22 protein-coding genes and 5 pseudogenes are annotated in these 23,835 nt (G+C 58.5%); 14 read left to right on the top strand and 13 right to left on the bottom strand.

Features of this window, described 5'->3' with window-relative positions:
- Positions 1-171 precede the first annotated feature (171 nt).
- The 3 genes and pseudogenes from ACPYOJ_RS08405 to ACPYOJ_RS08395 form a co-directional block, all read right to left on the bottom strand.
- Positions 172-1,194, bottom strand: a complete 1,023-nt coding sequence (locus ACPYOJ_RS08405) for an IS110 family RNA-guided transposase (RefSeq protein ID WP_481415829.1) — start codon at positions 1,192-1,194, stop codon at positions 172-174.
- A gap of 114 nt (positions 1,195-1,308) precedes the next feature.
- Positions 1,309-1,551, bottom strand: a pseudogene (locus ACPYOJ_RS08400) (IS110 family transposase); the annotation flags it as partial.
- Between the two features lie 216 nt (positions 1,552-1,767).
- Positions 1,768-2,514: a hypothetical protein gene (locus ACPYOJ_RS08395; RefSeq protein WP_481415828.1), complete on the bottom strand. Its 747-nt coding sequence runs from the start codon at positions 2,512-2,514 to the stop codon at positions 1,768-1,770.
- A 583-nt stretch (positions 2,515-3,097) separates the two neighbouring features.
- Between ACPYOJ_RS08395 and ACPYOJ_RS08390 the strand changes: the two are divergent.
- From ACPYOJ_RS08390 to ACPYOJ_RS08380, 3 genes and pseudogenes are all read left to right on the top strand, one after another.
- Positions 3,098-3,352: pseudogene (locus ACPYOJ_RS08390) on the top strand (SOS response-associated peptidase family protein); the annotation flags it as partial.
- A 582-nt stretch (positions 3,353-3,934) separates the two neighbouring features.
- Positions 3,935-4,063 carry a hypothetical protein gene (locus ACPYOJ_RS08385; RefSeq protein WP_481415827.1) on the top strand — a complete coding sequence of 43 codons (129 nt, stop codon included), beginning with the start codon at positions 3,935-3,937 and terminating at the stop codon, positions 4,061-4,063.
- A 226-nt stretch (positions 4,064-4,289) separates the two neighbouring features.
- Complete coding sequence (locus ACPYOJ_RS08380; RefSeq protein WP_481415826.1) at positions 4,290-4,664, top strand: DUF982 domain-containing protein; 375 nt, start codon at positions 4,290-4,292, stop codon at positions 4,662-4,664.
- Between the two features lie 1,027 nt (positions 4,665-5,691).
- On the opposite strand, the gene ACPYOJ_RS08375 is transcribed toward ACPYOJ_RS08380, so the two are convergent.
- The 6 genes and pseudogenes from ACPYOJ_RS08375 to ACPYOJ_RS08350 all read right to left on the bottom strand — a co-directional run bounded on the left by ACPYOJ_RS08375 (position 5,692) and on the right by ACPYOJ_RS08350 (position 8,789).
- On the bottom strand, positions 5,692-6,117 hold the full coding sequence (locus ACPYOJ_RS08375) for a glycosyl hydrolase 108 family protein (RefSeq protein ID WP_481415825.1): 426 nt from the start codon (positions 6,115-6,117) through the stop codon (positions 5,692-5,694).
- 964 nt (positions 6,118-7,081) lie between these two features.
- Positions 7,082-7,439 (bottom strand): annotated as a pseudogene (locus tag ACPYOJ_RS08370) (hypothetical protein).
- Between the two features lie 244 nt (positions 7,440-7,683).
- Positions 7,684-8,124, bottom strand: a complete 441-nt coding sequence (locus tag ACPYOJ_RS08365; RefSeq protein WP_481415824.1) for a hypothetical protein — start codon at positions 8,122-8,124, stop codon at positions 7,684-7,686.
- Positions 8,125-8,150: 26 nt separating this feature from the next.
- Entirely contained in the window at positions 8,151-8,417 is a 267-nt protein-coding gene (locus ACPYOJ_RS08360) for a hypothetical protein (RefSeq protein ID WP_481415823.1), read from the bottom strand.
- Complete coding sequence (locus ACPYOJ_RS08355) at positions 8,417-8,677, bottom strand: DUF6950 family protein (RefSeq protein WP_481415822.1); 261 nt, start codon at positions 8,675-8,677, stop codon at positions 8,417-8,419. The genes ACPYOJ_RS08360 and ACPYOJ_RS08355 overlap by 1 nt, the downstream gene beginning before the upstream one ends.
- Complete coding sequence (locus ACPYOJ_RS08350) at positions 8,580-8,789, bottom strand: DUF6950 family protein (protein ID WP_481415821.1); 210 nt, start codon at positions 8,787-8,789, stop codon at positions 8,580-8,582. Before ACPYOJ_RS08350 ends, ACPYOJ_RS08355 begins: the two co-directional genes overlap by 98 nt.
- Between ACPYOJ_RS08350 and ACPYOJ_RS08345 the strand changes: the two genes are divergently transcribed.
- Both ACPYOJ_RS08345 and ACPYOJ_RS08340 read left to right on the top strand, forming a co-directional pair.
- Positions 8,780-9,097 carry a hypothetical protein gene (locus ACPYOJ_RS08345; protein WP_481415820.1) on the top strand — a complete coding sequence of 106 codons (318 nt, stop codon included), beginning with the start codon at positions 8,780-8,782 and terminating at the stop codon, positions 9,095-9,097. The two genes, ACPYOJ_RS08350 and ACPYOJ_RS08345, sit on opposite strands and share 10 nt — an antisense overlap.
- A 95-nt stretch (positions 9,098-9,192) precedes the next feature.
- Entirely contained in the window at positions 9,193-9,477 is a 285-nt protein-coding gene (locus tag ACPYOJ_RS08340; protein ID WP_481415819.1) for a hypothetical protein, read from the top strand.
- Between the two features lie 17 nt (positions 9,478-9,494).
- On the opposite strand, the gene ACPYOJ_RS08335 is transcribed toward ACPYOJ_RS08340, so the two are convergent.
- The 3 genes and pseudogenes from ACPYOJ_RS08335 to ACPYOJ_RS08325 all read right to left on the bottom strand — a co-directional run bounded on the left by ACPYOJ_RS08335 (position 9,495) and on the right by ACPYOJ_RS08325 (position 12,873).
- Positions 9,495-10,274: a hypothetical protein gene (locus ACPYOJ_RS08335; protein WP_481415818.1), complete on the bottom strand. Its 780-nt coding sequence runs from the start codon at positions 10,272-10,274 to the stop codon at positions 9,495-9,497.
- A 1,279-nt stretch (positions 10,275-11,553) separates the two neighbouring features.
- Positions 11,554-11,732, bottom strand: a pseudogene (locus tag ACPYOJ_RS08330) (phage holin family protein); the annotation flags it as partial.
- A gap of 43 nt (positions 11,733-11,775) precedes the next feature.
- Positions 11,776-12,873, bottom strand: coding sequence for a DNA topoisomerase IB (locus tag ACPYOJ_RS08325; RefSeq protein WP_481415817.1), 1,098 nt, complete (start codon positions 12,871-12,873; stop codon positions 11,776-11,778).
- Between the two features lie 191 nt (positions 12,874-13,064).
- On the opposite strand from ACPYOJ_RS08325, the gene ACPYOJ_RS08320 reads away from it, so the two are divergent.
- The 9 genes and pseudogenes from ACPYOJ_RS08320 (at position 13,065) to ACPYOJ_RS08280 (ending at position 22,205) form a co-directional block, all read left to right on the top strand.
- The gene (locus ACPYOJ_RS08320; RefSeq protein WP_481415816.1) at positions 13,065-13,319 is read left to right on the top strand and encodes a hypothetical protein; all 255 of its coding nucleotides are present in this window, start codon (positions 13,065-13,067) and stop codon (positions 13,317-13,319) included.
- Between the two features lie 532 nt (positions 13,320-13,851).
- Positions 13,852-14,103, top strand: coding sequence for a hypothetical protein (locus ACPYOJ_RS08315; protein ID WP_481415815.1), 252 nt, complete (start codon positions 13,852-13,854; stop codon positions 14,101-14,103).
- Between the two features lie 83 nt (positions 14,104-14,186).
- Positions 14,187-14,618: a cupin domain-containing protein gene (locus ACPYOJ_RS08310; protein ID WP_481415814.1), complete on the top strand. Its 432-nt coding sequence runs from the start codon at positions 14,187-14,189 to the stop codon at positions 14,616-14,618.
- Between the two features lie 103 nt (positions 14,619-14,721).
- Positions 14,722-15,909, top strand: a complete 1,188-nt coding sequence (locus ACPYOJ_RS08305; RefSeq protein ID WP_481415813.1) for an efflux RND transporter periplasmic adaptor subunit — start codon at positions 14,722-14,724, stop codon at positions 15,907-15,909.
- Between the two features lie 15 nt (positions 15,910-15,924).
- Positions 15,925-19,143 carry an efflux RND transporter permease subunit gene (locus ACPYOJ_RS08300; RefSeq protein WP_481415812.1) on the top strand — a complete coding sequence of 1,073 codons (3,219 nt, stop codon included), beginning with the start codon at positions 15,925-15,927 and terminating at the stop codon, positions 19,141-19,143.
- Positions 19,144-19,316: 173 nt separating this feature from the next.
- Positions 19,317-20,313, top strand: a pseudogene (locus tag ACPYOJ_RS08295) (AraC family transcriptional regulator).
- 95 nt (positions 20,314-20,408) lie between these two features.
- On the top strand, positions 20,409-21,152 hold the full coding sequence (locus tag ACPYOJ_RS08290) for a nitroreductase family protein (protein WP_481415811.1): 744 nt from the start codon (positions 20,409-20,411) through the stop codon (positions 21,150-21,152).
- A 34-nt stretch (positions 21,153-21,186) separates the two neighbouring features.
- Positions 21,187-21,732, top strand: coding sequence for a carboxymuconolactone decarboxylase family protein (locus tag ACPYOJ_RS08285; RefSeq protein ID WP_481415810.1), 546 nt, complete (start codon positions 21,187-21,189; stop codon positions 21,730-21,732).
- Between the two features lie 179 nt (positions 21,733-21,911).
- Complete coding sequence (locus tag ACPYOJ_RS08280; RefSeq protein ID WP_481415809.1) at positions 21,912-22,205, top strand: hypothetical protein; 294 nt, start codon at positions 21,912-21,914, stop codon at positions 22,203-22,205.
- Positions 22,206-22,843: 638 nt separating this feature from the next.
- Here ACPYOJ_RS08280 and ACPYOJ_RS08275 read toward each other — a convergent pair.
- Positions 22,844-23,803, bottom strand: a complete 960-nt coding sequence (locus tag ACPYOJ_RS08275; protein ID WP_481415808.1) for an HD-GYP domain-containing protein — start codon at positions 23,801-23,803, stop codon at positions 22,844-22,846.
- Positions 23,804-23,835 lie beyond the last annotated feature (32 nt).

The raw sequence follows: 23,835 nt of genomic DNA, 5'->3' as shown, positions 1-23,835 counted from the left end.
AGCTGCCACTTGATGTGGTTAGAGGAATGGAGGAGCCCATCTTCACAGCGTGGTCAAACCACATCCGTACGTACGGCTTACCCCATCCACCGTCCCGGCGACGGGACCTCGGGTAGCAGCAACACGTGCTGCTAAGCTTGTTCCTCCGCCAGCACACCCCCAGTCCGCACGCTACGCCGCTATCGGATTTCGATAGGTCGTCCCGTCGAGCCAGATTCCGTGCAGCAGAATCGCGAGCTTGCGTGCCAAGGCAACGATTGCTCGCTTGGTCCCCCTTCGTTTGGCAACGTTTCGCGCCCAGTCCTTCAAGTTGGACGGTAGCTTAAGACGAAAGAAGAGCACGGTTGCGGCCTCGAACAGTGCTGATCGCGCCATCATATCGCCAGCCTTGGATATGCCGCCGGCAACATCCGTCTCTCCTGACTGATATCGTCGCGGCGTCAGCCCGAATAGCGGACCAACATCGCGAGATCGCTTTATCCGGTTTGGATCATCAATCGCCGTCTTGAACGTGAGGGCCGTTAACGCGCCTACGCCTGGTACACTCATCAGTCGTCCGGTGACTTCATCCTCTCGTGCGATCCTCAAGAGCGCCTTATGAAGCTTGGCCACCTCACGTATCAGCAGCGTGCGGGCTGCCAGCATGGCATTGGCGATCGCCGTCAATGTGTCCTGCTCGGCCACGAGTTCCCGGACTCTCAAATCGAACATCTGGCGGGGCACGGTCCCTATCTTTAATCCGAACCCCCGAAGGATGCCCCGTATCGCGAGCTCGATGTCGATCAGCTTTCCCTGCAAAAGTTTGCGAGCGGTCAACAAGGCGCGGACCTCCTGCGAGGCAAGCCCCTTACAATGAACCGAACGGTACCACCCCATTCGCAGCAAGTGTGCAATACCCAGGGCATCGCGGCGGTCGGTCTTCACCGTCATCGCAGACAGAGCCGCCTTCACATGCCGCGTCTCCAGCAACACCACATCGAATCCAACGGCAGTCAGACCGGAAAACAGCCACTGCGAGAGCGGGCCTGCTTCCAGACCAATCCGAGACACCTCGAAATCGAAACCTCGAAAAAAGGCAGCCAAGGCATCGGGGTCCGACGCCACCTTCTGCTCGCATATCACCTGACCAGTCGCGTCAAGAATGCAAACAGCAACCTCTTTCAACGATACGTCCAAACCGGCATAATAGCTCATGGTCGTCCTCCACAGTGATGCTTGGGGCCGGCTCAAGCCGAGACCCCGTTCTCCATCCTAGCGGGGGACGACCACCTGGATCGAGGCACCGTGGCGCCTAGCCCATTACCGCATCTTCACATAGCGGGGCGGCATCAGCCGCACCTCGTGACCGAGCTTCGTCAGCTCTCGCCCCCAATGGTGGGCAGTCGCACAGGCTTCCATGCCAATCAGGCACGGTTTAAGGCCCGCGAAGAACTGAGCAACATAACGGCGCTTCAGTGGTCGGCGAACGACCACCGTGCCGGTTGCGGAAATGGCGTGCACCTGGAACACCGACTTAGCAATGTCGAGTCCAATCGTGGTAATCTCTTCCATGGATGGCTCCCCCCATGCGGTTCCTAGCAACGCCGCAATCTTGGCACATCGCGATGCCGGCGGAGGAGCCGTCCACAGCATCAACTGCGGCGTACTGTGCGAGGCTGATGCTTCATCTGTCTAGCCGCTCAATCTGAAGCGAGCGCGTCCGTCTCGGGGGCTATCTTTGATGGTTTGCGGCAGAATTGCAGGTCGCATCTATGGCTATTGCACCGTTTACGAAGCGCTGCTGCCGGACCGACCAATGCGCCTTTGTTTCTTTGCCATCGCGGACGAACAAGACGAGGTGCGGCAAGAGACTTCCTTTGGGAGGGAGAAAAAACCAAGATCAGAGACCACGGGTTCTTGGTAACGCCATTTCGGCACGACGAGGCACCACGGGTGGCTGTCTGCCAGGGCCTCCGCCCCCTCAATGATACGGCGGGTTTGCTCAGAACCGGCGAACGAAATTGTAGCAAGCACGATAGCCAGAACCGTAACCGGGATCGCGAGGCCACTGTCGCGGTGGACGGCCATAAAGACGATAACTGTGCTGGCAGTTAGGCCGATGCCCAAATCCAACATGCGCCCGCCTGAGCTGCCGCCGAGGAGGGAGGCGATGCCGATCGTCAACGCAAGACCTCCCACAGCACCTATGACTGCAAGCAAGACCCTGTCGATCCAGCGCGTGTTCTCGCCGAGCAGGATTTCTGCTCTTAGCGAATCGTAATAAGCAGCAACGCAGAGCCGAAGTGCCAAAGCGACGAATACAGTCGAGATGAACAACGTCAGAAAGGCAATTCCGATGGCGTAGCCCGCGTCCTGATCGGACCAATGAACAGGCCCAAGGAGCAATCGGAACGATATGAAGGCGAGAGCCGAGAGAGCGGCCGACCTCCACATAAGGAACAGCGGAAGAAATGGGCTGACTAGCGCCAGCACGAAGAATACGATGAACGAGGTCCAAATCAGAGTGGTTGTCATGAAGCAATCAAAAACACAGCAATGTTAAAGTTGAACAAACTGGCGCTCGTTGCAACCGAATGACAAACAAATTCTGTGCTGTCTCGAACCGTCGGCTGAAACCTAACGTACAACGCCGAAGCGGAACATTAGCAGCATTTTGATCGTTTTAACGTTTGGGATCGCGTGGCGAGGCTTAATGTTTTGCCCCTTCCTTGCCCTTGGAAGGCCGCGCGGTCCTGGATCAGTTTCCGGCGCAATGGAACATCATCGATACGATTCGGGTTAACCCAGCGGATCGCGCGGTATGGCACGCCCTGCCAGCCGCGCGTCCAGCCAGCAATGCTGGGACCTGGCCCTGTCCCCTCCTTAGCAGCAGTGCCTTCTTTTTGCTCCGAACCGGAACATTGCTACCTCTTGAGGGTTGGACCGATTGGGATCGCGTGGTCGATCTCTGCCGGTCCCTTTTCCGTTACTTCATACGGAAAGCCGCGCGATTCCACCTGGTTAGCCAAGCTGCCGCCGGTCCTTTTTCTCGGTACGCTAGCAGACTGGAACGCTTGCTGGTCCGATTGGTTATCGCTACGGCCGCGCGGCAGTCTTCCGGTCCTTCGCCATCGTCACCTGCCCGGCGAACGAGATGATGGCGGCGATCCACGATCGAATGCCGGTCATTCTGCATCCCGTGGACTATGACCGCTGGCTCTCTCCCGAACCTGATCCGAATGACCTAATGAAGCCCTTCCCCTCGGAGTTGACGACGATGTGGCCGATCGATAGGAAGGTCGGATCACCGAAGAACGACACACCTGAAATCATCGAAGAGATTGATCCCGATCCCGAGCCGACACTGATCTGAAATTATCCAGCGCCGTGGGAGCTTTCCCGAAAAGGCTTTGCACACACGCCTTGTCAGATCCTGAGTGCATCAACCAACGGAACATGAAATATAAGCCGCTGTATCGATGGCAGGAAACCTGGCCCGGAGAGACCGCTCTCGATGGCAAGCCATTGCAGGATTTCATCGGTCGGGATGGGAAAGTGACGATCGGCCGCATTCGTCTGGAGGATGCCGGGCCGAAGCGTGGGCAATGGCAATGGAGCGGTCTGGGGCCGAACGTCCGGGAGAGGCTGCTATCGCACCAGGGGTTCTGTCCCACGGCCCGGGAAGCCTCGCGTATGGTCTAGGACTATTATTGTCGGCCAATGAGGCACAACGAGATGCGAGGAGGCCAGGATGTCGATTGAGGGACACACGAGCGCACCAGGCGCCAACGTCCACGTCGAGCACGATTGCGACCATGAGGACGCCAATGGCATCCGCTGCACGGAATGAGGGATGCTATGGATTTGAGGAGAGCAGCGCCATTACCCTCTGGTATTGCCGAAAGCATCAGCCGCTGAACTATCGCGGGCTGCCGAGGCATGGAGGAGCGACGGGATGATGCCGGAAGATCAGGGAGAGCCGCGCGGGCCTGACTGGTGGATATGGCCGGTGATGGGGCTCGCCATGCTCGCAGCGATTGCGGGCGTTATCGGGAGCTTGGCGGTGTTGTTCGGCCTCATCTGAGCCGTACGCTATCGCACCGGAACCTTGTAAATGCTTTCAGTGTTCGAGCTGGTGGGATCGCGTGGCGTGGGTACTGCTTTGACCCTTCTCCGCCCTATGGAAGGCTGCGCGGTCCTCTGGATCAGATTGCCCCGCTACGGCGGGGCTTTTTCTTGATCGTCCGCCAGTGGGAACTTCCGAACAGCGCCGCCGTTGTTAACCGCTCATCATCTTTAAGAGGTAGGTTATGGACGACGGTCACTGGGCCACCAGTGTTGAATTGCAACTGCGGCCCGGTGCGCGGTGCGAGGTAATCACAGGAACACGGGCAGCCTTGACATTGCTTACAACCCGGTGGTCCACATTCGGTCCGGCTTTCTTCCGTGCACAAAATGTTTGTCTAGCGGCGCTCGACAATCGAACGACGCGCGAGGCTGCACGAGCCGCTTTTATTGCCGCCGCCAGAGAAGCTGGGCTATGGATGCGATACTGTTTCTGGCTTTCCATCAGCAACCATAATGGCGATCTGACCCTGCAACCGCTCTCCACCACCACCAGCGGGATCTCTTTTTGTCCGTATGCTCCGGACCGGAACGATGGCCTATCCCGAGCGTTAGTATGACGGCCGCGTGGTAGACTTCCTTACCTCAGTCGCCAGCGATGTCAGACTGCAACTCTCATCCTGGTACCGCGCGGTCACCGTTTTCCCCGTGACCTGTCCCGCTTCGGCAGGGCTTCTTTTGGAACATTGCGGAACCTGCCTTGTTTGGCACGCCTGGGGTGCGCGGCAGTTCTTCTGTTCAACCCGGATGACACCCCTCTCCGGGTGCCGCGTGGTCAATCCCGCGCTGAATGGCTCGGGGATACAAGAGGCGCGGCAAGGGCTCGCTTTTCCGTAGGGGCGGGCCCTTCGATCCTAGCCCTTATTCATTATTGACCAACAGGCTCCCTGGAGGTTTAGTTTTAAGCGCAGTAGCCCCCAAGCACAGCCGTGACGGCCACGTTACCCATACCCGCGGCCGCCATAAGACGAGGAGCTCGACATTTTTGAACCTTTTGGACGAGCCCTTTGGTTCTTAGCCCCAGCGCGTGCGGATTGGCAGCTCTCATCCTGGTGCCGCGCGGCCACCGTCCCGAACACGTCGGGAGTGCTTAATGAGTGATCCTGATCGATATTCCGGTAAGCCACCGGGGCACACCTCGGGTGTGGATATTGGTAGCGCTAGCTGTCGCATTGGCTTTTCTGCTTGCATGGCTGTTCGGTTGGTTAGGCGGCCCTGCCGGTTTGCCGACTTCCAACAGCGGACCGGTACCTTCGAGCTGATTGGTCACCGGCTCCGGCTGCTACTCGGCCAATTAATCATTGACGAGCTGTCTTCTCGGCCTACCTGACTATAGACGCTGATGCGCCAACCCACAGCGCCCGACCACGCAAGCGATAAGGTCCAACAGCCCACCGCCGTGGTCAGCGACAGGGCTCGCCTTTTCTGACACGTTTGGGCGAGCCCTGGTCGTACTGGCTCTCCGTAGTGCCGTGCCAATCGCCCGACAAGATCATGCGGATTGCCGAACATGGATCGCAAAGGATCAGGATCTCGGACTGGTTGAGCACAGCTCCAAGCAAGGCAACTGCAGCAATACGCGCGGAATCAGGTTGTCGTTGTCTTTGACGCCGCCGAGGGCCAGAGCGTCCCCCTGCCCGAGAATGCCGTCGATAAGGCCCTGATACAGCCCCCTCGCCTGAAGCGCGCGTTGCACCCATTTGACGGACTGCGCAACGCCGGAGTGAACCGACCATCAAAGACGACGCAGGAGACGCCAGGCGCCACCTTGTCGCCCTTGATCTCATCCCAGTACTTCTTGCGGTAGATTGCCTCCAACTCCGAATTGCTGATGTTCTTTATGGGCACGATCGGCGGGCCATGCGAGCGGCGGTATTCGTTATAGACACGCTGCGTCACGCCTTTCATCGTCGCGCCGCCGGGATCCTTTGGATTGTTGGAATAGCCGCCTTCGATGATAAGCACCTTGGCGAGAGAGAGAGCGAATTCGTCTGCGGGGTCGAGGACCTGCATTGTTGAGCTCCAGATTGTTTCGAAAGGTTCAGGCAAGTTACGCGCGCGATAGGCGGGCCTACTTGCAACAGTGACTTAGCGTGAGCACAATGCTGGAAGGCGATTCCCGCTTGTGCCCGATGATCATGAGGATCTTCGATATGGTCTATGACTGGACAGGTGTGCGTACCCGGCGTATCCGCAGAATTAAACTAGCAGCAGCCTCGATCAATGCCCTGGCAATCATCTCTGCACCGGTTCTCGCCTTGACCTAAGTCTCGGATCGAAACGGCCGTGGCGGATATCGATCGCCGGTTACCCTTAGACATTCATTGCGACGGCCGAATAAGCGCGAGCCTCAAGTTGCCGCGCCGCACTGTCGCCGCGCGACATAAGACCGTTAAAAATCGGGTAGTTCCAGAGAGGTGTGCTTCTGGTAAGGACGCCTCGCGGCAATAGTTGCAGTTGTCGCAACGCAAGAAGGCCCGCACCCCCAGTGCGGCAAAGGAGACCCGGCAGGACCCCAGATCCTATGCCGGGTCTCCACCCTCAAGCACCGTCGCGAAGAACTTCGCACGTCCATTTGATCGTCAAAAATATCATGATGTGTCGGACAGAGATTCGTCCGGTGGATTTTAACCGGCCGCTATCCTTGCCGGTTCATTGCTATTGCGCGATCGACACGCGCCTATCAACTTGCCGGGGCTCGCGAACCCCAGCGCGGCACCCGGAGACTCGGCGGGGACCCCAGACCCAAGCCGGGTCTCCGACGCGCTAACGTTTGATTGCGTCATGCGATTGGTAGAAAAAAGGCCCGTTAGGGAGCCTTATTGATGCGAGTGCGAAGGGAACTAAGCGGCGACGAGCCGCCGATTTCCTTGGCCATTGAGCTTATCGAGATGAGCTCGAACGATCCCTGCGCAAGCTAACGAAGCCGCTGACCTCAGACCTACACCGGTGGCTGCCGCTGCAGGTTTCGATGGTCCTAGTATTCGTAGTCGCCTCTAATTAGGGGGCATCCTCGCCGATTGCCGAATTCCATTCGCACAGGGCCTTCGGCGCTTAAAACCGTCCACCACAATTTTGCGGGAAGACACCCCGGCAATATGCGCGCGGCGAACGCCTTGATCACGGGCAATGTCCAGCGCGTCGTCTGGATCACAGCCACGTTGCCGGTAGCGATAGCGGTCTTGGCGGTCGTAGCGATACCTGTCTTGGTCATAAACGTCTACGCCGCCAGGGCCTATACGAAGCTCTAAATCTTGAGTGGCCCCGATAGTCGGAGCCAGCAAGGATCCACTGATAACCGACCCGATTAGAACCAGCTTGACTAAGGCACGCATTGGGGACTCCGGAGCATTTCTATGCCGATGAACGTCTGGTAGCAAGGATGGTTCCGCGAGTAAACGGGAACCCGCCGACCGCTGCGACGGCTTCGCCATGGTTAGTCACGGCCAGGCAATCGGCGTGAGCGCCGCGATAAATTCAGCGATCGATGGCGGCTGCATCGTCCCGGCCGCGACGGTGTTGATCGTGATTGAATCGACTTCCACAAGCTGAACCGCAATGCGGGCTGTGGATGGTGCGCTAGCCGCCGTGAAGGCAGCGGAAACCCGCGGCGGTAATTGTACTCCTGCACGATTGGATTTCGGAGAACTCGTAGGTCGAATAGTCGTCCCAGCGATGAGTACCGACACCGCCGACGGGCGACTCCTTGCGGGGGTCGTAAAGGCCTGCGCCGCGGAGCTCGAAGAAGAAGTCAGGGAAACTGTTGAGCTTCGCCTGGTCATACGTCATCCACACGATAATGTAGCAGATGCCAGTACCGATATGGTCTGTCGTCCAGCGCCCCAGCGGATTCGAGTGTGACACCAGCCCCGCATCCGTAGCCGTCTGCGTGCCATTGTAGAACACGAACGACACGCGCCGGGCGTAGTCCCCGCTGGCCACGGAGTAGGCTGTCTTCACGGCATCAGATGACGTGATGCTTAACGAAAGCTGCTTGCCGCCGGCCCAAATCTTGGACAAGCCATCGCAAGGGAATCGGAGAATGCTTAAATCTGCTCCAGGTTCTTATTGGAGCTGCCATAGGTGTTGACGTAGCAGTCATGGCCAGCGATCCCGACGAGACCGCAGACGACCTTCCGGCTGACGTTCTCACCATAGTCGCGTTCGAACTGCGTGCCGCCTGGCTGCTTCTTTTGCTTTTTCTCAGTGAGCTTACCGATCAGCAGATTGAGGCCGATGATTGCACGACCAATGATGCCGATGGAACCAAAGAAGGTGCCTATTGCGCCGACGACAGGTGCAAGAAAGGGCATTAGGTCACCTTGAATGCATGAGCCACGGCGGAAGACGGGAGGAATTCGATAGTCTGGAGGCCGCGCGCCATGAAACCGATGGCCGTGAAGACGCCGCCGGAGAGGACGCCATCGCGATTAATGACGCCGACATCGCCGCGCTGCGCCAGCGCGACAGGTATCTCAGGGAGCTTGGCGGCAAACGCCTCTTTGACCTTGGCAAAACCGTGCTGGCGAAGCTTCTTGGCGGCCCTCGTCTCGGTTCTTGTAGCCGATGGCATCTGGATACATCCGTTCACCGGTTATCGCTTCAACGACATCATCTGCGATAAGGTAGCAGTCGGAGACGCCGTACTGCGCAGGCAAAGCACTGGTGGCGTGCGATGACGGCATTGAGGCGCTTTTTCCCAGCCGGGGAGTCTGGTCATGTGGAGCCATTGATCCTAAGTTTCGCCCAACAAGGGCATGATGAAATGAATTCAGTCTTGTCGAAGCACAGAGAGCGCATCGCGGAAGCCCTCAAGGATTACCAAGAACAGCTTTCGGACATACAGAGCGACATCGTCATTAGGGCTATGGCGCCCGAGCCCGATCAACGGGAGCTCAGATTTCTCTGGCGGCTTGAAGAAGAGTACCGTGACATTCTCCGCCGCTTCGACAATCTCTCTGAGGCGATCGAGGCAGTTCTGAACGCCCCTTGAAACCAATTCCTCGAGCCGTGCCTGAGTTCGGTTCCGTACAATCCCTTGAAAAACAAATGCCGTGCGGCAGGTTGTCAGCGGCAGGGGGATCACTGATGCACAGAATAGCGCATAGCGGCTTTTGCATTGTCGTTCGGAAGGCCGCGTTAGCTGACAAAGCGATCGATTTCGAAGGGTTTCAGCAACTCACCCGCCTATTGGAGCTTACTGGAGAGGACGATTACATTGCCGTTTATGGACCGCTGAAAGGTGGCGAGGCGTCCATGAACCTGCAGCGTGAGTTTGAAAATTTGGGCTTGAGCTATCTCGACGACTTTTATGCTCTCGATCTATTTTTGCCATCGTGGCTGTCGGCAACGTTGGCATTCAGACCACAATAGCTACAGCCCCTTAAAGCCTATCGCGCGCCGCGCCCGCAGCCGCACTCTTTGCGGTGTTGACCGCAGAGCCGACTGCCCTGCCCCAGTTGACATCGACACGGCCAGCCGTGGCGGCATTGCTCGAAGAAGCAGTCGCCGGGATCGCGCCTTTGCTGGTCGGCAACGGTGCGCTTGCGTCCATTCACGCGGCAATAATCCAACTGGCGGCCTTCACAGCGCGCCGTGAGATAGTAGCCGCGCTCGTCGTCTGCATTGTGCTCGATGACGTCGAGATAGCCGCGCGCCACAGGCTCCACCTGCAACGGTTCGCCGGTGTCCGGATGAAAGTGAGCGTCGTAAACGACGACCGGCCTATCGCGATAATCTTCCGTTTCGATCTCGGTCAGAATTTCCGGCGTCAGACCGTCAGACGGACTCTCTGCCAGCGTCAGCGTAAATCCGCCATCCGCAGCCGTGCCAGTGCCGCCGCCGATATCCGAGACCTCGAGGAGACCGAGCGGCTGGTATGTCACGCCGGCGAAAACCAGCGGTTCGCGGCACGCGATGAATCCGTAGAAGCGCGGACAAATACATCTTGATTTAACAACTGGAGTGAATGTTACGGCGGTCGTTTCTCTCAAGTCGAACGAGGGCGTGTGCTCTCCTGGGGTGAAGTTACACGGCTCTGGCTTTATCGTGTCAAAAGCCGAAGCCCTGCAGCTCGGTTTGGGCACCCATGTGGGCTGGAAAAGCACATCGATGATAAGCACCTTGGCGAGAGAACGTGCGAATTCGTTTGCGGGGTCGATGACCTGCATTCTTGAGCTCCAAAAATATGATGATGGGTCGGACAGAGACGCGTCCGCTTGAGGTTAACCGACGGTTGTCCCTGCGGGTTCATTGCTATTGCGCGAGCGACATGTCGCGATCAACTTGTAGGGCCTCGTGGACTCCAGCGCGGCACCAGGGAGACCCGGCGGGACCCCAGACCCTAAAGCCGGGCCTCCCCCTCCGCGCGTCGACTCCGTACATATGAGGCTCCAGATGGTACGGGTGTCAGTGTCCGGCCGCTAAGCCCCGGCAATTCGAACGCGGCAAATGCACAATATTCTCTAGTGACGATTGCAACTTTGTGCGTATATTTCGCCCGTCTAACGGGGGTGGAATATGAAAATTACATCAGCAGTACTGTTATTTCTGTCGATATGCGCTTTTGGACATAATGCTTACGCGCAAGCCTGCGATCCCAATGAGATAACTAGCGGACTACCGTGGTGCTTTACAGACCCAGGTGTCGCAGCCGGCGCACGTGACAGCATTGTGAAGGGGAAGACTTGCGGCTCAATCGGTTATATCCAGTTGGGTTTCCAGATATGCCAGAGCCATAATGGCAAAGCACTGGATGGTGGGAAAAACTGCCCTCCTCAACTTTGGTTGGACATAGCGAATAACACACCGGTCATCCCAACTGATCCTTCCTTGGATTGTGCGTCGCTGCCTGGCATCAAGGTGCCGGCCAATCCAAGGGGTGGGCAGTGTGTAACCACATCCGGCACATGCTCAGTATCTTCCGGGCCTATAGGCGGGTCGTGTAGCTGCAATGGGGTTCCCGGAACCATTCGTTGACGTGCTGCGCTAATGCGGCAAAAGGAAAACCCGGCAAGGCCCCAGACCTTATGCCGGGTCACCGCCTTTGCAAAGCGGCGAAGCACCGCGCGAAGATTTGAGCAGCTAAATCCTGGATGTCCTTTGGGGGCGCGCGAAATAATTGACCGTTAACGACTTCGCCGAAACGTTACTCGACTCGTCCCCCACTCCAGTGGTTCAGTTGAGAATAAGGTTTGAGGGGTGGTGTATGGGATACGAGTGGGATGACGCCCGCGAGCGTCGAGCATATGCGATTAAGGTCGTTTCGATAGTGCTGGCATCAGCCGTAACAGCCGGGGTTCCTACATGGATCGTCGCCAGAGCTATGGGGCTTTGACAAAGCAGTACTCGGTCAAGGGATCGGACTTGCTTGCAAAATATGTCTGCATCGGTCCGACGCCATCGATAAAATGTCGCCTTGACGAACTGATGACCGATCACCGGGGTTCGCGCTAGCCCATCCCCGATGAAGGCCATGCCGATGGCGATGGGGAACTCCCATAGCCATTCCATCCCAAAGAACCGGCGGTGCGACTCGCGCACTTTGTTGGGGTGCCACATGACACGGCCGATCATAGCGCCAATGATGGTTGTTGCCGCCCGCCGAACCATGTCCCTCCCACGGCCATAACCAGTCTTCTAGCTGGAGGTTCGCGGTGTTCAATAGCTCATCTACTTCATGTTGGACGCCGCGAGTTCAACAACCGTCCCCCGTTTCTTCAGCCAGCGAAGAACACGGATCTCCTCCTGGTCCATCCATCGAAGAAGCCTCGCGCTTTCTGTCTTGATCTTGAGGATGTCACCGAGCGTGCCAGCGCGGAAGTCTTCGAACACCGCCGGGTGAATATATGAGGAGCGGCAGACCGAGCGAGTGTTCAGAAGTTTCGCGGCGACCCGGTCGATCGCCTCGTTGAACTGGCGGGCGAGTGCCCGGTCAGTAGTCGCCGCTTCCAGCGATGCGAGCGCCTCGACAGCCATGCATGTCGCACCCCAGGTCCGGAACTGGCGCGAGCTGAAGTCCTGTCCGGTTACCTCACGAATATAGGAGTTCACGTCATTGGACGAGATCTGTCGATATTCGCCATCGCTGCCGACGTACTGAAATAGATGCTGGCCTGGCAGTTCCTGCAGCTTGCGCACGACATTGGCGATCCGACGATCGCTATGGGCCAGGTTCCACTCCTTCCCGGACTTGCCCTTGAAGCGAAACTTCACTCTTCCGCCCTCGACCTTAACGTGGCGGGTTCGCAAGGTCGTCAGGCCGTATGACTTGTTTGCTTCCGCGTAAGCGGTGTTTCCAATTCGAATATAGAGGTTGTCGAGCATCCACACTACCGTCGCGAGGGCCTTGTCCATGTTGAGGCCGCGTGAACCGAGGTCCATGTCCACCTTTTCCCGTAGTTCCGGGAGGCGGTCAGCAAAGTCGGCGAGGCGCTCGAATTTGGCGCGCCCCCGCTCCTCGTGCCAGTCGGCATGGTAGCGGTATTGCCGCCGCCCGCGGTCGTCAGTGCCGATTGCCTGGAGGTGAGAGTACGGGTTCGTGGAGATGACGACATCGGTGTAAGCTGGCGGAATTGCCAATGCGTTCAAACGCCTGATTTCGGCGGCGTCTGTAATCCGCCGCCCGTCGGGCATATGGTAGAGGAAGCCCCTTTTCCCTTGCTTGCGCGTGATTCCGGTTTGGAGACCTGGAACATACACAAGTCCGGATTCGATCTTTGCTTCCGCGGCAGCCGCTGCGATATCATCCTCCGAAATCATCTTGTTCATGGCGCGATAACTCCGGGGACGAACCGGTGTTCCGTATTATCGGGCCGCCCGTACGTTAGCAGACCGACGGGCGAATTCTTTTGCCGCGAGCCGCTTTCGAGCGTACCCTTCCTTTATCGGCCGAGGTATACCACCGGGTTCCGGCTGCTTAAGAGACAATCTGCTCTTGCCCCAAACGGAGGAGCGCTCTCATGTCTCTTTTCGAACTACTTTCCTATACAGACGATGAAATTGACACTTGTCGCCATGGCATTGAGCCGCTGGTCGGAGAGCCGGCGCCAGAGAAGCTGGGCTATGGATACGATACTGATCCTGCTTTTCCAGCAGCGAGCCATAGCCGGCCGTTTGGTCGTCCAGACGAACCGGCGGAATTATCAATGAGCGGACCGGAACAATGCGGCTTCCTTGCTCTTTTTCTGCATCGGGATCGGTTGCGCGATCCCTGAATGCTGATGAAGACTGCCCTGCTAAGGCAGGGCCTTTTTTGAGGGTACCTTAGCGACTGGGATGCCGCGGCCGCTGTAGCCCGACCGCGAACTTCTGGAAATTTGAAAGCACATTCCGGAATCTGAATTGCGCCTGCTTTTCTGAAAGCCTAGTTAAAACTAATTGAAGCTGTCGAGGTGATCGGGACGCGATGCGTTTCCAACTCCGCCGAGCCTTTTTCCGCTGCAAACGAGTTCTGCGTCATCGGCGCTGAGCAGCTCCGGCGTCCGGAATGCGTGTCCGCCCGTCCACGGACGTCCGACGCGGGTTTCATCGCGGTGGCACCTGTGCCAAGGCGCTTTTCAGATTTCGCGCTTCCGCGTCGAGGGTGATGCGGCGTCGACATCACTCGTGCTCGATTAGCGAAAGCAATAGTGAAGGTGAGCATCGAGTGGAGCTCCAGCAGGTTCATTACGTTATAGCCGTTACAAGCACGACGAACTTCACGCGTGCTTCCTATGTTGGCGCGTCTGCAAAGGCCTCCGAAAAATGATGAGCTATCTGATGATCGCCAACCGGGTTCGGGCGACGAACGGCCCCGAGTACCCTGTCGATCACGTAGTCAAAATCGAAACCACTTCGATCAGCCCGCTGCTGTTGCCGGCCCATATCTTTGCTCGCCCTCCTCGCGGCCAGGACGAGATCAGGGACGCCTACCATCAAAAGTATGACGTCAAACCCATCGGGTCATCGGTGCACGCCCGGGAGGTCGGCCTTGCCGAAGTGGGCCGACATCAACCGTGACTTTGGGCCTCCAGCGGTGCAGCGGTGCAAGGGACGGCGGCATAAAGAACAAAGATCAACTGATACTCAGTGTGAGAAAACTCGTGAAGTTCCGAACCGTCATTTCCGCCGCGTGCACGCTCCTCGCCACCTCGATCGCCGGCCCCGTCTCGGCCAGTGACGGCGACGGGCAAACCATCACGGACAACTTCGAGGCGGCCATTCCCAATATCCCCGGCGAGTCGCTGATCGCCGTGGAAGTCGGTTACGCACCCGGCGCAGCCTCTGTACCCCCCACGCATGCGAAGTCGGCTTTCATCTACGCCTATGTGATCTCAGGCGCGATCGAGTCGAAGGTGAATGACGGCGAGACGCGAATCTATCGGGCAGGTGAGAGCTGGTCGGAACCGCCGGGCGCGACCCACTCGATCAGCCGCAACGCGAGCAAGACCGAGCCGGCAAAGCTACTCGCTGTCTTTGTCCTAGACGTCAATGACAAAGCGCCATGGTCCGAGGCTTTACACATGTCTCATTGATCCTTTTGGGCATCTAATTGAGCCCTTCCGGTCTCGAAGTTTTCATCGTCGACCGTAAACTTATGTGGCGGCGCGTTCGAAGCGCTCGCTGAAGGGGATAACTATGCTTCGTATTCCAGCCGTCGTTGCTTTGCTGTTAATGGTCAGTGCCTGCTCCCAAGAGGAGCCGCCGCCACCGCCGTCGCCGCAAGTGTCCGTCGCAAATCCACTGTCGAGAAACGTCGTCGATTGGGACGATTATATCGGACACTTCAAAGCTCCGCAGTCGGTCGAGCTGCGCGCGCGAGTTTCTGGGCAGGTCACCCAGATCCTGTTCCGCGACGGACAGGATGTTAAAGAAGGCGAACCGCTCTTCATCATCGATCCGCGCCCTTACAAGGCCGTGCTCGATCGGTCGCGGGCAGCGGTGGAGAGCGCCGCGGCGACCCGTGAGAACGCAATCTCGACAGAGGCGCGTTCGGCGGCACTCGCAGCCACGAGTACCGTCAGCAGGGAAAAGCTGGAGGCCGATCAGACGCGTCTTCGTACGTCGACCGCCGAGCTCAATGCTGCGAAAGCGGCATTGGAAGCTGCCGAACTGAACTACGATTGGACGACGGTTCGAGCCCCAATAACCGGACGCGTTTCAAACCGTCGCGTCTCGATCGGTGACCATGTCGAGGCGGGGAGCACACTGCTCACGACAATCGTATCACTCGACCCGATCTGGTTTGTCTTCGATGGAGCCGAGAGCTTCTATCTGAAGTATCTCCGGCAGGCACAACAGGGGCAACGCCAACTCTCGAGGGACTTCGAAAACCCGATTGATATAAGGCTCTCCGACGAAACCACTTTCTCACATCACGGGAAGATGGTGTTCGTCGACAACGCCGTCGACATCGAATCGGGAACGATCGAGGCTCACGCTGTCGTCGACAATCACGATCATTTTCTGACCCCTGGAATGTTCGGGCGAGCCCGCCTTCTCGGGTCCGGCAGCTATAGCGCCATGCTCATACCCGACGAAGCGATCATCACCAGACAGTCGCTGAAGGAGGTCTTCGTCCTCGCGCGTGACGGCACCGTCACGAAGCGCACGGTAGAGACCGGTCCGGAGGTTCTTGGACTGCGGGCAGTAAAGAGCGGTCTTGCTCCCACCGATCTCGTTATCCTCGACCACATTACCCAGCTCCAACCGGGGATGAAAGTTGTCCCGCGCCGCACAGCGATCGAGCCGCGCAACGCCGACGGGGGCCCAGCGACACCAGCGGTCGCCGAGCCGGAACCTTCCGCCGCGACCGTCACCGAATAACCTTGAGGAACGACCATGCGCTTTCCGCACTTTTTCATCGAGCGTCCAATTTTCGCGGCTGTGCTCGCGATTCTCATCACCGTGGCTGGTTTGGTGGCCTATCCGTGGTTGCCGGTCGGTCAGTACCCGGAGGTCGCGCCGCCGACGATCCTCGTCAGCGCACGGTTTCCCGGCGCGACGGCGGAGACGATGGCTTCGACCGTAGCTGTTCCACTCGAACAGCAAATCAACGGCGTCGAGAACATGCTCTACATGTCGACCTCTTCGGTCGGCGAAGGCTCGGTGACGATCACCATCACGTTCGCGCTCGGCACCGACGTCAACGAAGCGCAGGTCCTCGTCCAGAATAGGGTCGACGAGGCGCTTCCGCGATTGCCCGATCAGACCAGGCAGATCGGGGTCACCGTACGTAAGATATCCCCAGACACGCTCGTGGGTTTTGCGTTTTACTCGCCGGACAACTCACTCGATACGGACTTCATCTCGAACTACGTGACGCTGCAAATCAACGATCGTATCAAGCGGGTTCCCGGCGTTGGCGATACGGTGCGATTTGGCGGGCGCGACTACGCGATGCGGATCTGGATCGACCCGGATCAGGCAGCGGCGAGGAATTTGACAGTCGAAGAGATCATTACGGCCATTCGCGGCCAGAATGCCCAGGTCGCAGCCGGCATCATCGGCCAGCCGCCTTTCGGCCTGAAGGCCAATGCCTATCAGCTCGGTGTGGATACCGAAGGGCGCCTTGCCACCCCGGAGCAGTTCGGCAACATCATTGTCAAGCGGCATGAAGGTGGCAGGCTGACACGGTTGCGCGACGTCGCGACGGTCAAGCTGGGCGCCCAGGACTATTCGACGAATGCATTCTTCGACGACCGCAACGCGATCGGTCTGGTCCTGCAGCAACAACCCGGAACGAACGCGCTGGCGACCGCGGACAGAGCTAAGGCACTCGTGGCCGAGCTGTCGAAAGAGTTCCCGCCGGGGATGTCATATGCAGTCGCCGACGACCCGCTCAAGTTTGTGTCGGCCTCGATCGAGGAGGTGAAGCACACCCTTTTCATCGCGCTTCTTCTCGTCTCGTCGATCGTGTTGCTCTTCCTGCAGAGTTGGCGGGCCGCGATCGTGCCGTTGCTTGCCATCCCGATCTCGCTGACCGGCAGCTTCGCCACGATGGCCGCGTTTGACTTCTCACTGAATAGCCTGTCGCTCTTCGGGATGGTGCTGGCGATCGGTATTGTTGTCGATGACGCAATCGTCGTGGTCGAGAACATCGAACGGCTCATCGTCGAGGAGAATCTCTCGCCGAAGGAAGCGGCTCACAAGACGATGACGGAGGTGTCCGGCGCGCTGGTCGCAATCGCCCTCGTGCTCTGCGGTGTCTTCCTGCCGACGGCCTTCATTCCGGGCCTCTCGGGCGAGTTCTACAAGCAGTTCGCGCTGACGATCGTCTCGGCCACGATGGTGTCCGCCTTCATCTCGCTAACGCTGTCGCCGGCACTGGCCGCGTTGCTGCTCAAACCGGCCGACAAAAGATCGAAGGCCAGGCCAGGCATCCTCGGCTCGCCAGGCCGGTTCGCCAGATGGTTCAACCATCTGTTCGACGGTCTCTCGGTGCACTACGGCCGATTAACTGGCAAGCTCGTCAGGCGCCTCGTAATGCTAGCGGTCATCTATGGCTTGCTCATCATCGTCACCGGTTGGCGTTTCTATGTCACGCCGCAAGGATTTGTTCCGTCGCAGGACCAGGACATGCTGCTCAACGCCCTCCAGCTTCCTCCAGGATCGTCCCTTGCGCGGACGACCGAAATCGCCCGGCAGGTTCAGGCGGCTGCAGCATCCCTTCCCGAAATTGATCATTCATTGACCTTCGCCGGCTTCGACGGCGCGACCTTTACCAACGCTTCGAACGCGGCGCTCATTCCAGTCTTCCTGAAGCCGCAGGCTGAACGCGACGCGACGGTCGATGAGGTGGCGGACAAGCTCCGCGAGGCCTTCTCGAAGATAACAGGCGCTAACGTCATCGTGATCGCCCCGCCACCGGTCCGGAGTATCGGCACTACCGGCGGGTTCAAGATGGAAATCGAGGATCGCACGGGTCTCGGCTACGCGGCGCTGGAAAAGGCCGCGCAGGATGTGATCGCCGAAGCGAACAGGCATCCCGCGTTAAGGGGCGTCTTTACCACCTACAACACCGCGACGCCGCGTCTCCATGTAACGATTGATCGGGAGAAGGCGGAACAGATTGGCGTTCCCGTGGATCGCATATTCTCGACGCTCGGCACCTATCTGGGCTCGACTTACATAAACGACTTCAACTATCTCGGCCGTACGTGGCAGGTGATCGCTCAGGCGGATACATCGTACCGGCAATCGGCCGCCGACGTCCTTCAACTCCGGACGCGCTCAGAAACTGGAAAGATGGTTCCGCTGGGCGCCATCGCCGATGTTCAAAAGCAATCCGGCCCGTATCGCGTCGTGCGCTACAATATGTATGCCGCCGCGGAGATACAGGGCGATGTCGCTCTCGGATATTCGTCCGGCCAGGCGCTGCAAGCGATGGAGGAGATAGCCGAGCGCGTTCTGCCGAAAGGCATGGGCGTCGAGTGGACCGAGCTCTCCTACCAGCAGAAGCAAACGGGGAATACGGGGATCTACGTCTTTGGGTTGGCAGTGCTCTTCGTCTTCCTGCTCTTGTCCGCCCAGTATGAGAGCGTGGTGCTACCCTTGGCGGTGATACTCATCGTGCCAATGTGTCTCCTCGCTGCCATCCTTGGCATCAACCTGCTCGGAATGGACAACAATATCCTGAGCCAGATCGGCTTGGTGGTGTTGATCGGACTGGCAGCCAAGAACGCAATCCTTATCGTCGAGTTCGCGAGACAGGGGGAAGCCGAGGGTTTGACGCATTGGGAAGCTGCGACCCGAGCGGCCCATCAGCGTCTCCGTCCGATCCTGATGACGTCGATCGCGTTCATTCTGGGCGTGCTTCCGCTCATTATCTCGGAAGGCCCCGGATCGGAGATGCGCAAGGCGCTCGGCGTCGCGGTGTTCTTCGGGATGATCGGCGTGACCGTCTTCGGGCTGATCTTCACGCCGAGCTTCTACGTCATCAACCGCCTGACGGCGGATTGGGTTGCAGCGCGGGTCAGGTCCCTGCGCCCGCCCCTTGGTGGACGTGGCGACGCCGACTCATTGGTGACCACGTCCGCACCGGCAGGAGACAAGGCATGACGACGGCAAGGTCGCTCGTAAGGCCGGCGCCTCTTGGCGACGCATCGGGGCTCGGGGCTTCTGGAAAAGGCGAGTTCGAAAGTTCGCGCGCCGGTGATCTCTGTGGTTCATGCGAGCTTGAAACGGGCGCGGCTATGATAGAATGCTCAAGATGTTCAAACTCTAGAGATCTTATGTCGAAGAGCGACTGGCTAAGCCACCTCCTGCAGATCGTTACCGTAACCGGCCAGCTCGAGGTTCGCTGCGTCTATGGTGCTCCCTGGCGGTTTGTCTGGGAGCAGGCGGCACCGAACGAAATTCCTTACCACGTAATTGTCCAGGGCCGCGCCATTATCGAGGATCCGGAGACGCGAACAACCCGAGAGCTGGTGAAAGGAGACGTCGTGCTGCTGCCCCACGGTGCGAAACATGTGTTGCACGACGGTAGCGGACAAAAGCCCATACGTACCCAGGAACGCGTGGGGTCTGCCGGATGGACGCTGAGCGAGAACGACGGTGAGGGTGAGCAACTCGATTTGATGTGCGGGCGATTTTTCATCACGCCGCCCCATGACCGGTTGATCCGGAACTACATGCCCGCGACTCTTGTAACCCAGGCAATGAACGGCCGTGGAGGAGGGGACGGAAACGGCGCCGCCTCCAACGAACTCGCAAGTCTGGTGAGTCTGATGCGAATGGAGTCCGCCGGTGATAGAGCTGGAGGACGAGCTGTTCTCAACGCGCTTTCTTCGGTCCTGTTCGCACTGGTGATGCGCGCGGCGAGCGAAGGAGGCAGCTCACAGGAAGGTTTGTTGGCACTAGCCGGGCATTCCGCGGCTGGCGCCGGCAATTGCAGCGATGTTCGCCGATCCGACGAGCTCTTGGAAGCTTCCTGATCTAGCGGACTTGTGCGGCATGTCGCGCGCTACGTTCATGCGGCATTTTCAAGACAGGCTGGGTCGCTCCGCCCTCGATCTGTTGACCGATCTCCGCATGAGTCTGGCAGCCAATGAGCTGAAGAAACCGGCGATCAGCACCGAGGCCGTGGCCGAGGCAGTTGGCTATCAGTCCGTTTCCGCATTCCGGCGCGTGTTTACAGAAAGGATGGGGATGACGCCGGGCGACTGGCGCCGACTGGCGCATGATGACAAGCAATCGGGCGCGGCTCGCAACCTGCAGACGTCAGATTGATCCTTTCGAGCGCTATATTGATCTTATAAAGTCTCGAAGTTTGCATGACTATCCGTAAACTGGGCTCCGTAATCACCTGATGAAGGAGCCCCCAAATGAATTGCCTCGCCACAGTCACCGCCGATCCTGCCATCGGCGCCGCCGCAAGGAGCCACGCATACGCCGGACAGAGCGGAGACGCCGCCACCCCCCGGCCCACGGACGCAAGCGCAAGTTCCATCCCGACGAACGCGGTCATTGAGACCCTTCTGAGCCGTAGCGCCGCCAAATACTACGATCCCGCCGCTACGCTCAGTGACGACCAGATCCGTGATCTGGTACGGATCGGAACGTCGGCGCCGACATCCTTCCACCTGCAGAATTGGCGTTTCATCGCCGTGCGTACGCCTGAAGCCAAGGCTCGGTTGCGAGCACTGGCGTGGGATCAGCCGGCGGTCACGGACGCTGCCGTTACCTTCATCGTCATTGGCAAGTTGGCCGACGCCAGCACCGTCCCGGCGCGTCTGGCGCCGGTGGTGGAAGCCGGCATCATGCCAGCACACATGGTCCCGGAATGGGAAATCAACGCTCGCCGGATCTATGACAATCAGCCGCAACAGGATCGTGACGAGGCCGTCCGCACCGCTACCTTCGGCGCGGCCGCGATCATCTATGCGGCCCGCTCGCTGGGGTGGGGTTCGACGCCGATGATCGGTTTCGATGCCGAACCTGTGCACCGCGAATTCGGCCTGACCGACGATGAAATCCCGGTGATGCTACTGACCATAGGGCCGGAACGTGCCGGCAACTGGCCGCAAAAGCCCCGCATGCCGGTCGCCGATGTTCTCGATTTCGCGTGAATCACAAAGAACTCATGAAGTTAAGGAGACGACAATGACACGAACGATCGTTTTGACGCCGGAACAGGTGCCGACCGAATCCAAGCCGACCCTGGACGCATTTACCAAGAATATCGGCTTCACGCCCAACATGATGGCAGCCTTCGCACAGAGCCCGATTGCGTTCAATGCATGGGCTACCCTGCTTGGCTCGCTGACCAAGGCGCTCGACGTCAAGACCCGCGACAGTATCGGCCTAGCCGTTTCAGAAGTGAACGGCTGCAATTACTGCCTGACAGTGCACAGCTTCACCGCAGAGCATATGGCCAAGCTGCCGGCCGACGAGATCATCCTTGCTCGGAAGGGTCATGCCAACGATCCCAAGCGCGACGCCGCCGTCCAGTTCGCTCGCAAGGTCATCGAAACCCGTGGACAGGTCAGCGATGCCGATCTGAAAGCCGTCCGCGATGCCGGCTTTACCGAAGCAAACATCATCGAGATCGTCGCGCTGGTCGCCATGTATTCGCTGACCAACTTCTTCAACAACGTCTTCGATCCGGACAAGGACTTTCCTCCGGTCACCCCGGCTGGTTCGATCTAAGCTCCTTCCTGATCATTGCCAGTCACATGGGCGGCCCCGCCGAGCAATCGACGGGGCCGTTGGCTTGACCTCTACCGAGCCGATCCCCGATCTCCGATAGATGCGTCTTGCATAAGAGCTGGGCGGCAGTGTCCATCTCGGCCGACAGATGACCAGCAAAACGAGTCCGCGAGGGGGGCGTGGTCGCGCCTGACATCGACGTTCAGCCGATAGCCGCTGATGATGTCTCGGCCGCCCTTATCGATATCGCGCTCGGCGAACCGAAGAAAGGAGCGGTTGATCTCGCCGGTCCCGAACGCGCGACGTTCGAGTCCTTCACGAGGAAATACCTCGAAGCCAAAGGCGACACTCGCGCGACCGGCGTAGATGCCACCCTCGTATACTTCGGTGCGCCTGTGGTTACGGATTCTCTAGTGCCTGCGGGCCACTTCGTCAGGGGCGGGATCTCGTTCGACGACTGGTTGCGGATCTGAGCCCCGTGTCTCTTGGCCCGGTTTGGCAGCCTGCGCCGGCTCGATCAACGGATTGGTCAGCAGTGACGAGGACAGCATTAGCGGTTTAGAGCCATCAAGGGCTTAAACAACGAGCTCGGTCTTATCGAAGGGCACTATTACAACGTTCGTTGAGATGGTTCTCAACGCCATCGCGACTTAGCTTGAGAGCGCGACAGGACAATTGGGACGAAAACCATTATGAGACCGTAGCGCGGCGAAAAATGGGTTTCCGCCGATCGAATTGAGCCGCCAGAAGTGAGAACTGCTGGCGGCTCATTGTATAGAGCAATCCCTCCTCTTCCGGCACACTGATGACAACGGCTGGCATTCGAATGCTGATCAGAAACCGTACTTGCGGTCGATTTCCCGTAACGCAACCCGAACCTCGTTTAGCGAGATCGGCGCAGGTGTTCCGGGCAGATGGCGGAGGGCGGGTTGCGATTCCACCGCGTAGTAGTCAGAGGCCCATGACGCTAGGATTGTTCGCTTATCATTGACAGTAAGACGCTTTGCCCTCGCAACGTCCATCGGACGGCGAAGTTTCAGTCCCTGGGCCAAGACTGCCGGTCCCGCCAAGGGACCCGTTGAGGTCAGGTTGAGTGTGGAAGGGACCGGAGTTAATGGATCGTTCCACTGATGATCATCTTCGAAACGAAGGCGGACAGTAATTTAGGGTCGAAATGTCCCGGCGAGTTCATCATCATCGTGATCGCCTCGCCTTGAGTGAAGGCGCGCTTGTAGGGGCGGATCGTGGTCAGCGCCTCGTAGACATCGCAGATGGATGCCAGCCGCGCGACATATGGAATCTTTTTGCCCGACAGTCTGTCCGGGTAACCGCCACCGTCATACCGTTCGTGATGATAGCGACAGATGTCCAGAACCTCCGTTGGTGCCGTTCCCGCTCTTGATACCATTTCATAGCCAAGCTGCGGATGCCGTCGAACGAGCTCCATCTCCTCGGCCGTCAACTTGCCGGTCTTGGTCAGGATGTCGTCGGAGAGCGTCATCTTGCCCAGATCATGCACCAAGCCGCCAAGACAAAGCAGCCGGATATCGTCTTCGCTGTGGCCGAGGCTACGTCCGAACGCAACCATAAGAGCGCTGACCGCCAGCGAATGAAGAAACGTGACCTCGTCCTTCTCCTTCAGCTTGGCAACAGCAATCAGGGCGCCGGCATTCTCGAATATCGCGGACATGATCCGCTCGACTGCTGAGCTGGCCGCTTCGTCAGCAAAGCAAGATTGTAAGCGAGCATCGCTGAGGACTTTCCGGAGATGCGGATCGATTTCCTTGATCGATTGTCGCGCTCGTCCGATTTCCTGCGGAGTGAACACCATGAGCAATGTTGCCTCATAGCTCGCGGCGTCGTCTCCTGGCGGGGGGTCTCGATCAAGATCGATGCCTTTGGCGACATTGATGACCACGCTTTTCACGTGGCTTGCCACGATGTGCCTGACGTCACTATTTGACCTGATCAGAAATGGCTCGGATCGCACTGCATTGCCGTAGCTGCCGAGCTCGACGTCCTCTACGAACATCCCGACCCGTAGCTGGTTCACCTGAATCCTTTTGTGCATCTCGATCCCTGAAAATGGAAATGGCAATGAAA

This window comes from Rhizobium sp. SVR5-9E, assembly GCF_056755095.1.
Note: the sequence above shows the minus strand (reverse complement) of the source record. Positions and strands in the feature narration are given on the sequence as shown.

Excerpts from the sequence above, each read along its gene's own strand:
- ACPYOJ_RS08405 (WP_481415829.1), bottom strand. The coding sequence starts at position 1,194 with ATGAGCTATTATGCCGGTTTGGACGTATCGTTGAAAGAGGTTGCTGTT.
- ACPYOJ_RS08395 (WP_481415828.1), bottom strand. The coding sequence starts at position 2,514 with ATGACAACCACTCTGATTTGGACCTCGTTCATCGTATTCTTCGTGCTG.
- ACPYOJ_RS08385 (WP_481415827.1), top strand. The coding sequence starts at position 3,935 with ATGATGCCGGAAGATCAGGGAGAGCCGCGCGGGCCTGACTGGTGGATA.
- ACPYOJ_RS08380 (WP_481415826.1), top strand. The coding sequence starts at position 4,290 with ATGGACGACGGTCACTGGGCCACCAGTGTTGAATTGCAACTGCGGCCC.
- ACPYOJ_RS08375 (WP_481415825.1), bottom strand. The coding sequence starts at position 6,117 with ATGCAGGTCCTCGACCCCGCAGACGAATTCGCTCTCTCTCTCGCCAAG.
- ACPYOJ_RS08360 (WP_481415823.1), bottom strand. The coding sequence starts at position 8,417 with ATGCCCTTTCTTGCACCTGTCGTCGGCGCAATAGGCACCTTCTTTGGT.
- ACPYOJ_RS08355 (WP_481415822.1), bottom strand. The coding sequence starts at position 8,677 with ATGCCATCGGCTACAAGAACCGAGACGAGGGCCGCCAAGAAGCTTCGC.
- ACPYOJ_RS08345 (WP_481415820.1), top strand. The coding sequence starts at position 8,780 with ATGACGGCATTGAGGCGCTTTTTCCCAGCCGGGGAGTCTGGTCATGTG.
- ACPYOJ_RS08350 (WP_481415821.1), bottom strand. The coding sequence starts at position 8,789 with ATGCCGTCATCGCACGCCACCAGTGCTTTGCCTGCGCAGTACGGCGTC.
- ACPYOJ_RS08340 (WP_481415819.1), top strand. The coding sequence starts at position 9,193 with ATGCACAGAATAGCGCATAGCGGCTTTTGCATTGTCGTTCGGAAGGCC.
- ACPYOJ_RS08335 (WP_481415818.1), bottom strand. The coding sequence starts at position 10,274 with ATGCAGGTCATCGACCCCGCAAACGAATTCGCACGTTCTCTCGCCAAG.
- ACPYOJ_RS08325 (WP_481415817.1), bottom strand. The coding sequence starts at position 12,873 with ATGAACAAGATGATTTCGGAGGATGATATCGCAGCGGCTGCCGCGGAA.
- ACPYOJ_RS08320 (WP_481415816.1), top strand. The coding sequence starts at position 13,065 with ATGTCTCTTTTCGAACTACTTTCCTATACAGACGATGAAATTGACACT.
- ACPYOJ_RS08315 (WP_481415815.1), top strand. The coding sequence starts at position 13,852 with ATGAGCTATCTGATGATCGCCAACCGGGTTCGGGCGACGAACGGCCCC.
- ACPYOJ_RS08305 (WP_481415813.1), top strand. The coding sequence starts at position 14,722 with ATGCTTCGTATTCCAGCCGTCGTTGCTTTGCTGTTAATGGTCAGTGCC.
- ACPYOJ_RS08300 (WP_481415812.1), top strand. The coding sequence starts at position 15,925 with ATGCGCTTTCCGCACTTTTTCATCGAGCGTCCAATTTTCGCGGCTGTG.
- ACPYOJ_RS08290 (WP_481415811.1), top strand. The coding sequence starts at position 20,409 with ATGAATTGCCTCGCCACAGTCACCGCCGATCCTGCCATCGGCGCCGCC.
- ACPYOJ_RS08285 (WP_481415810.1), top strand. The coding sequence starts at position 21,187 with ATGACACGAACGATCGTTTTGACGCCGGAACAGGTGCCGACCGAATCC.
- ACPYOJ_RS08275 (WP_481415808.1), bottom strand. The coding sequence starts at position 23,803 with ATGCACAAAAGGATTCAGGTGAACCAGCTACGGGTCGGGATGTTCGTA.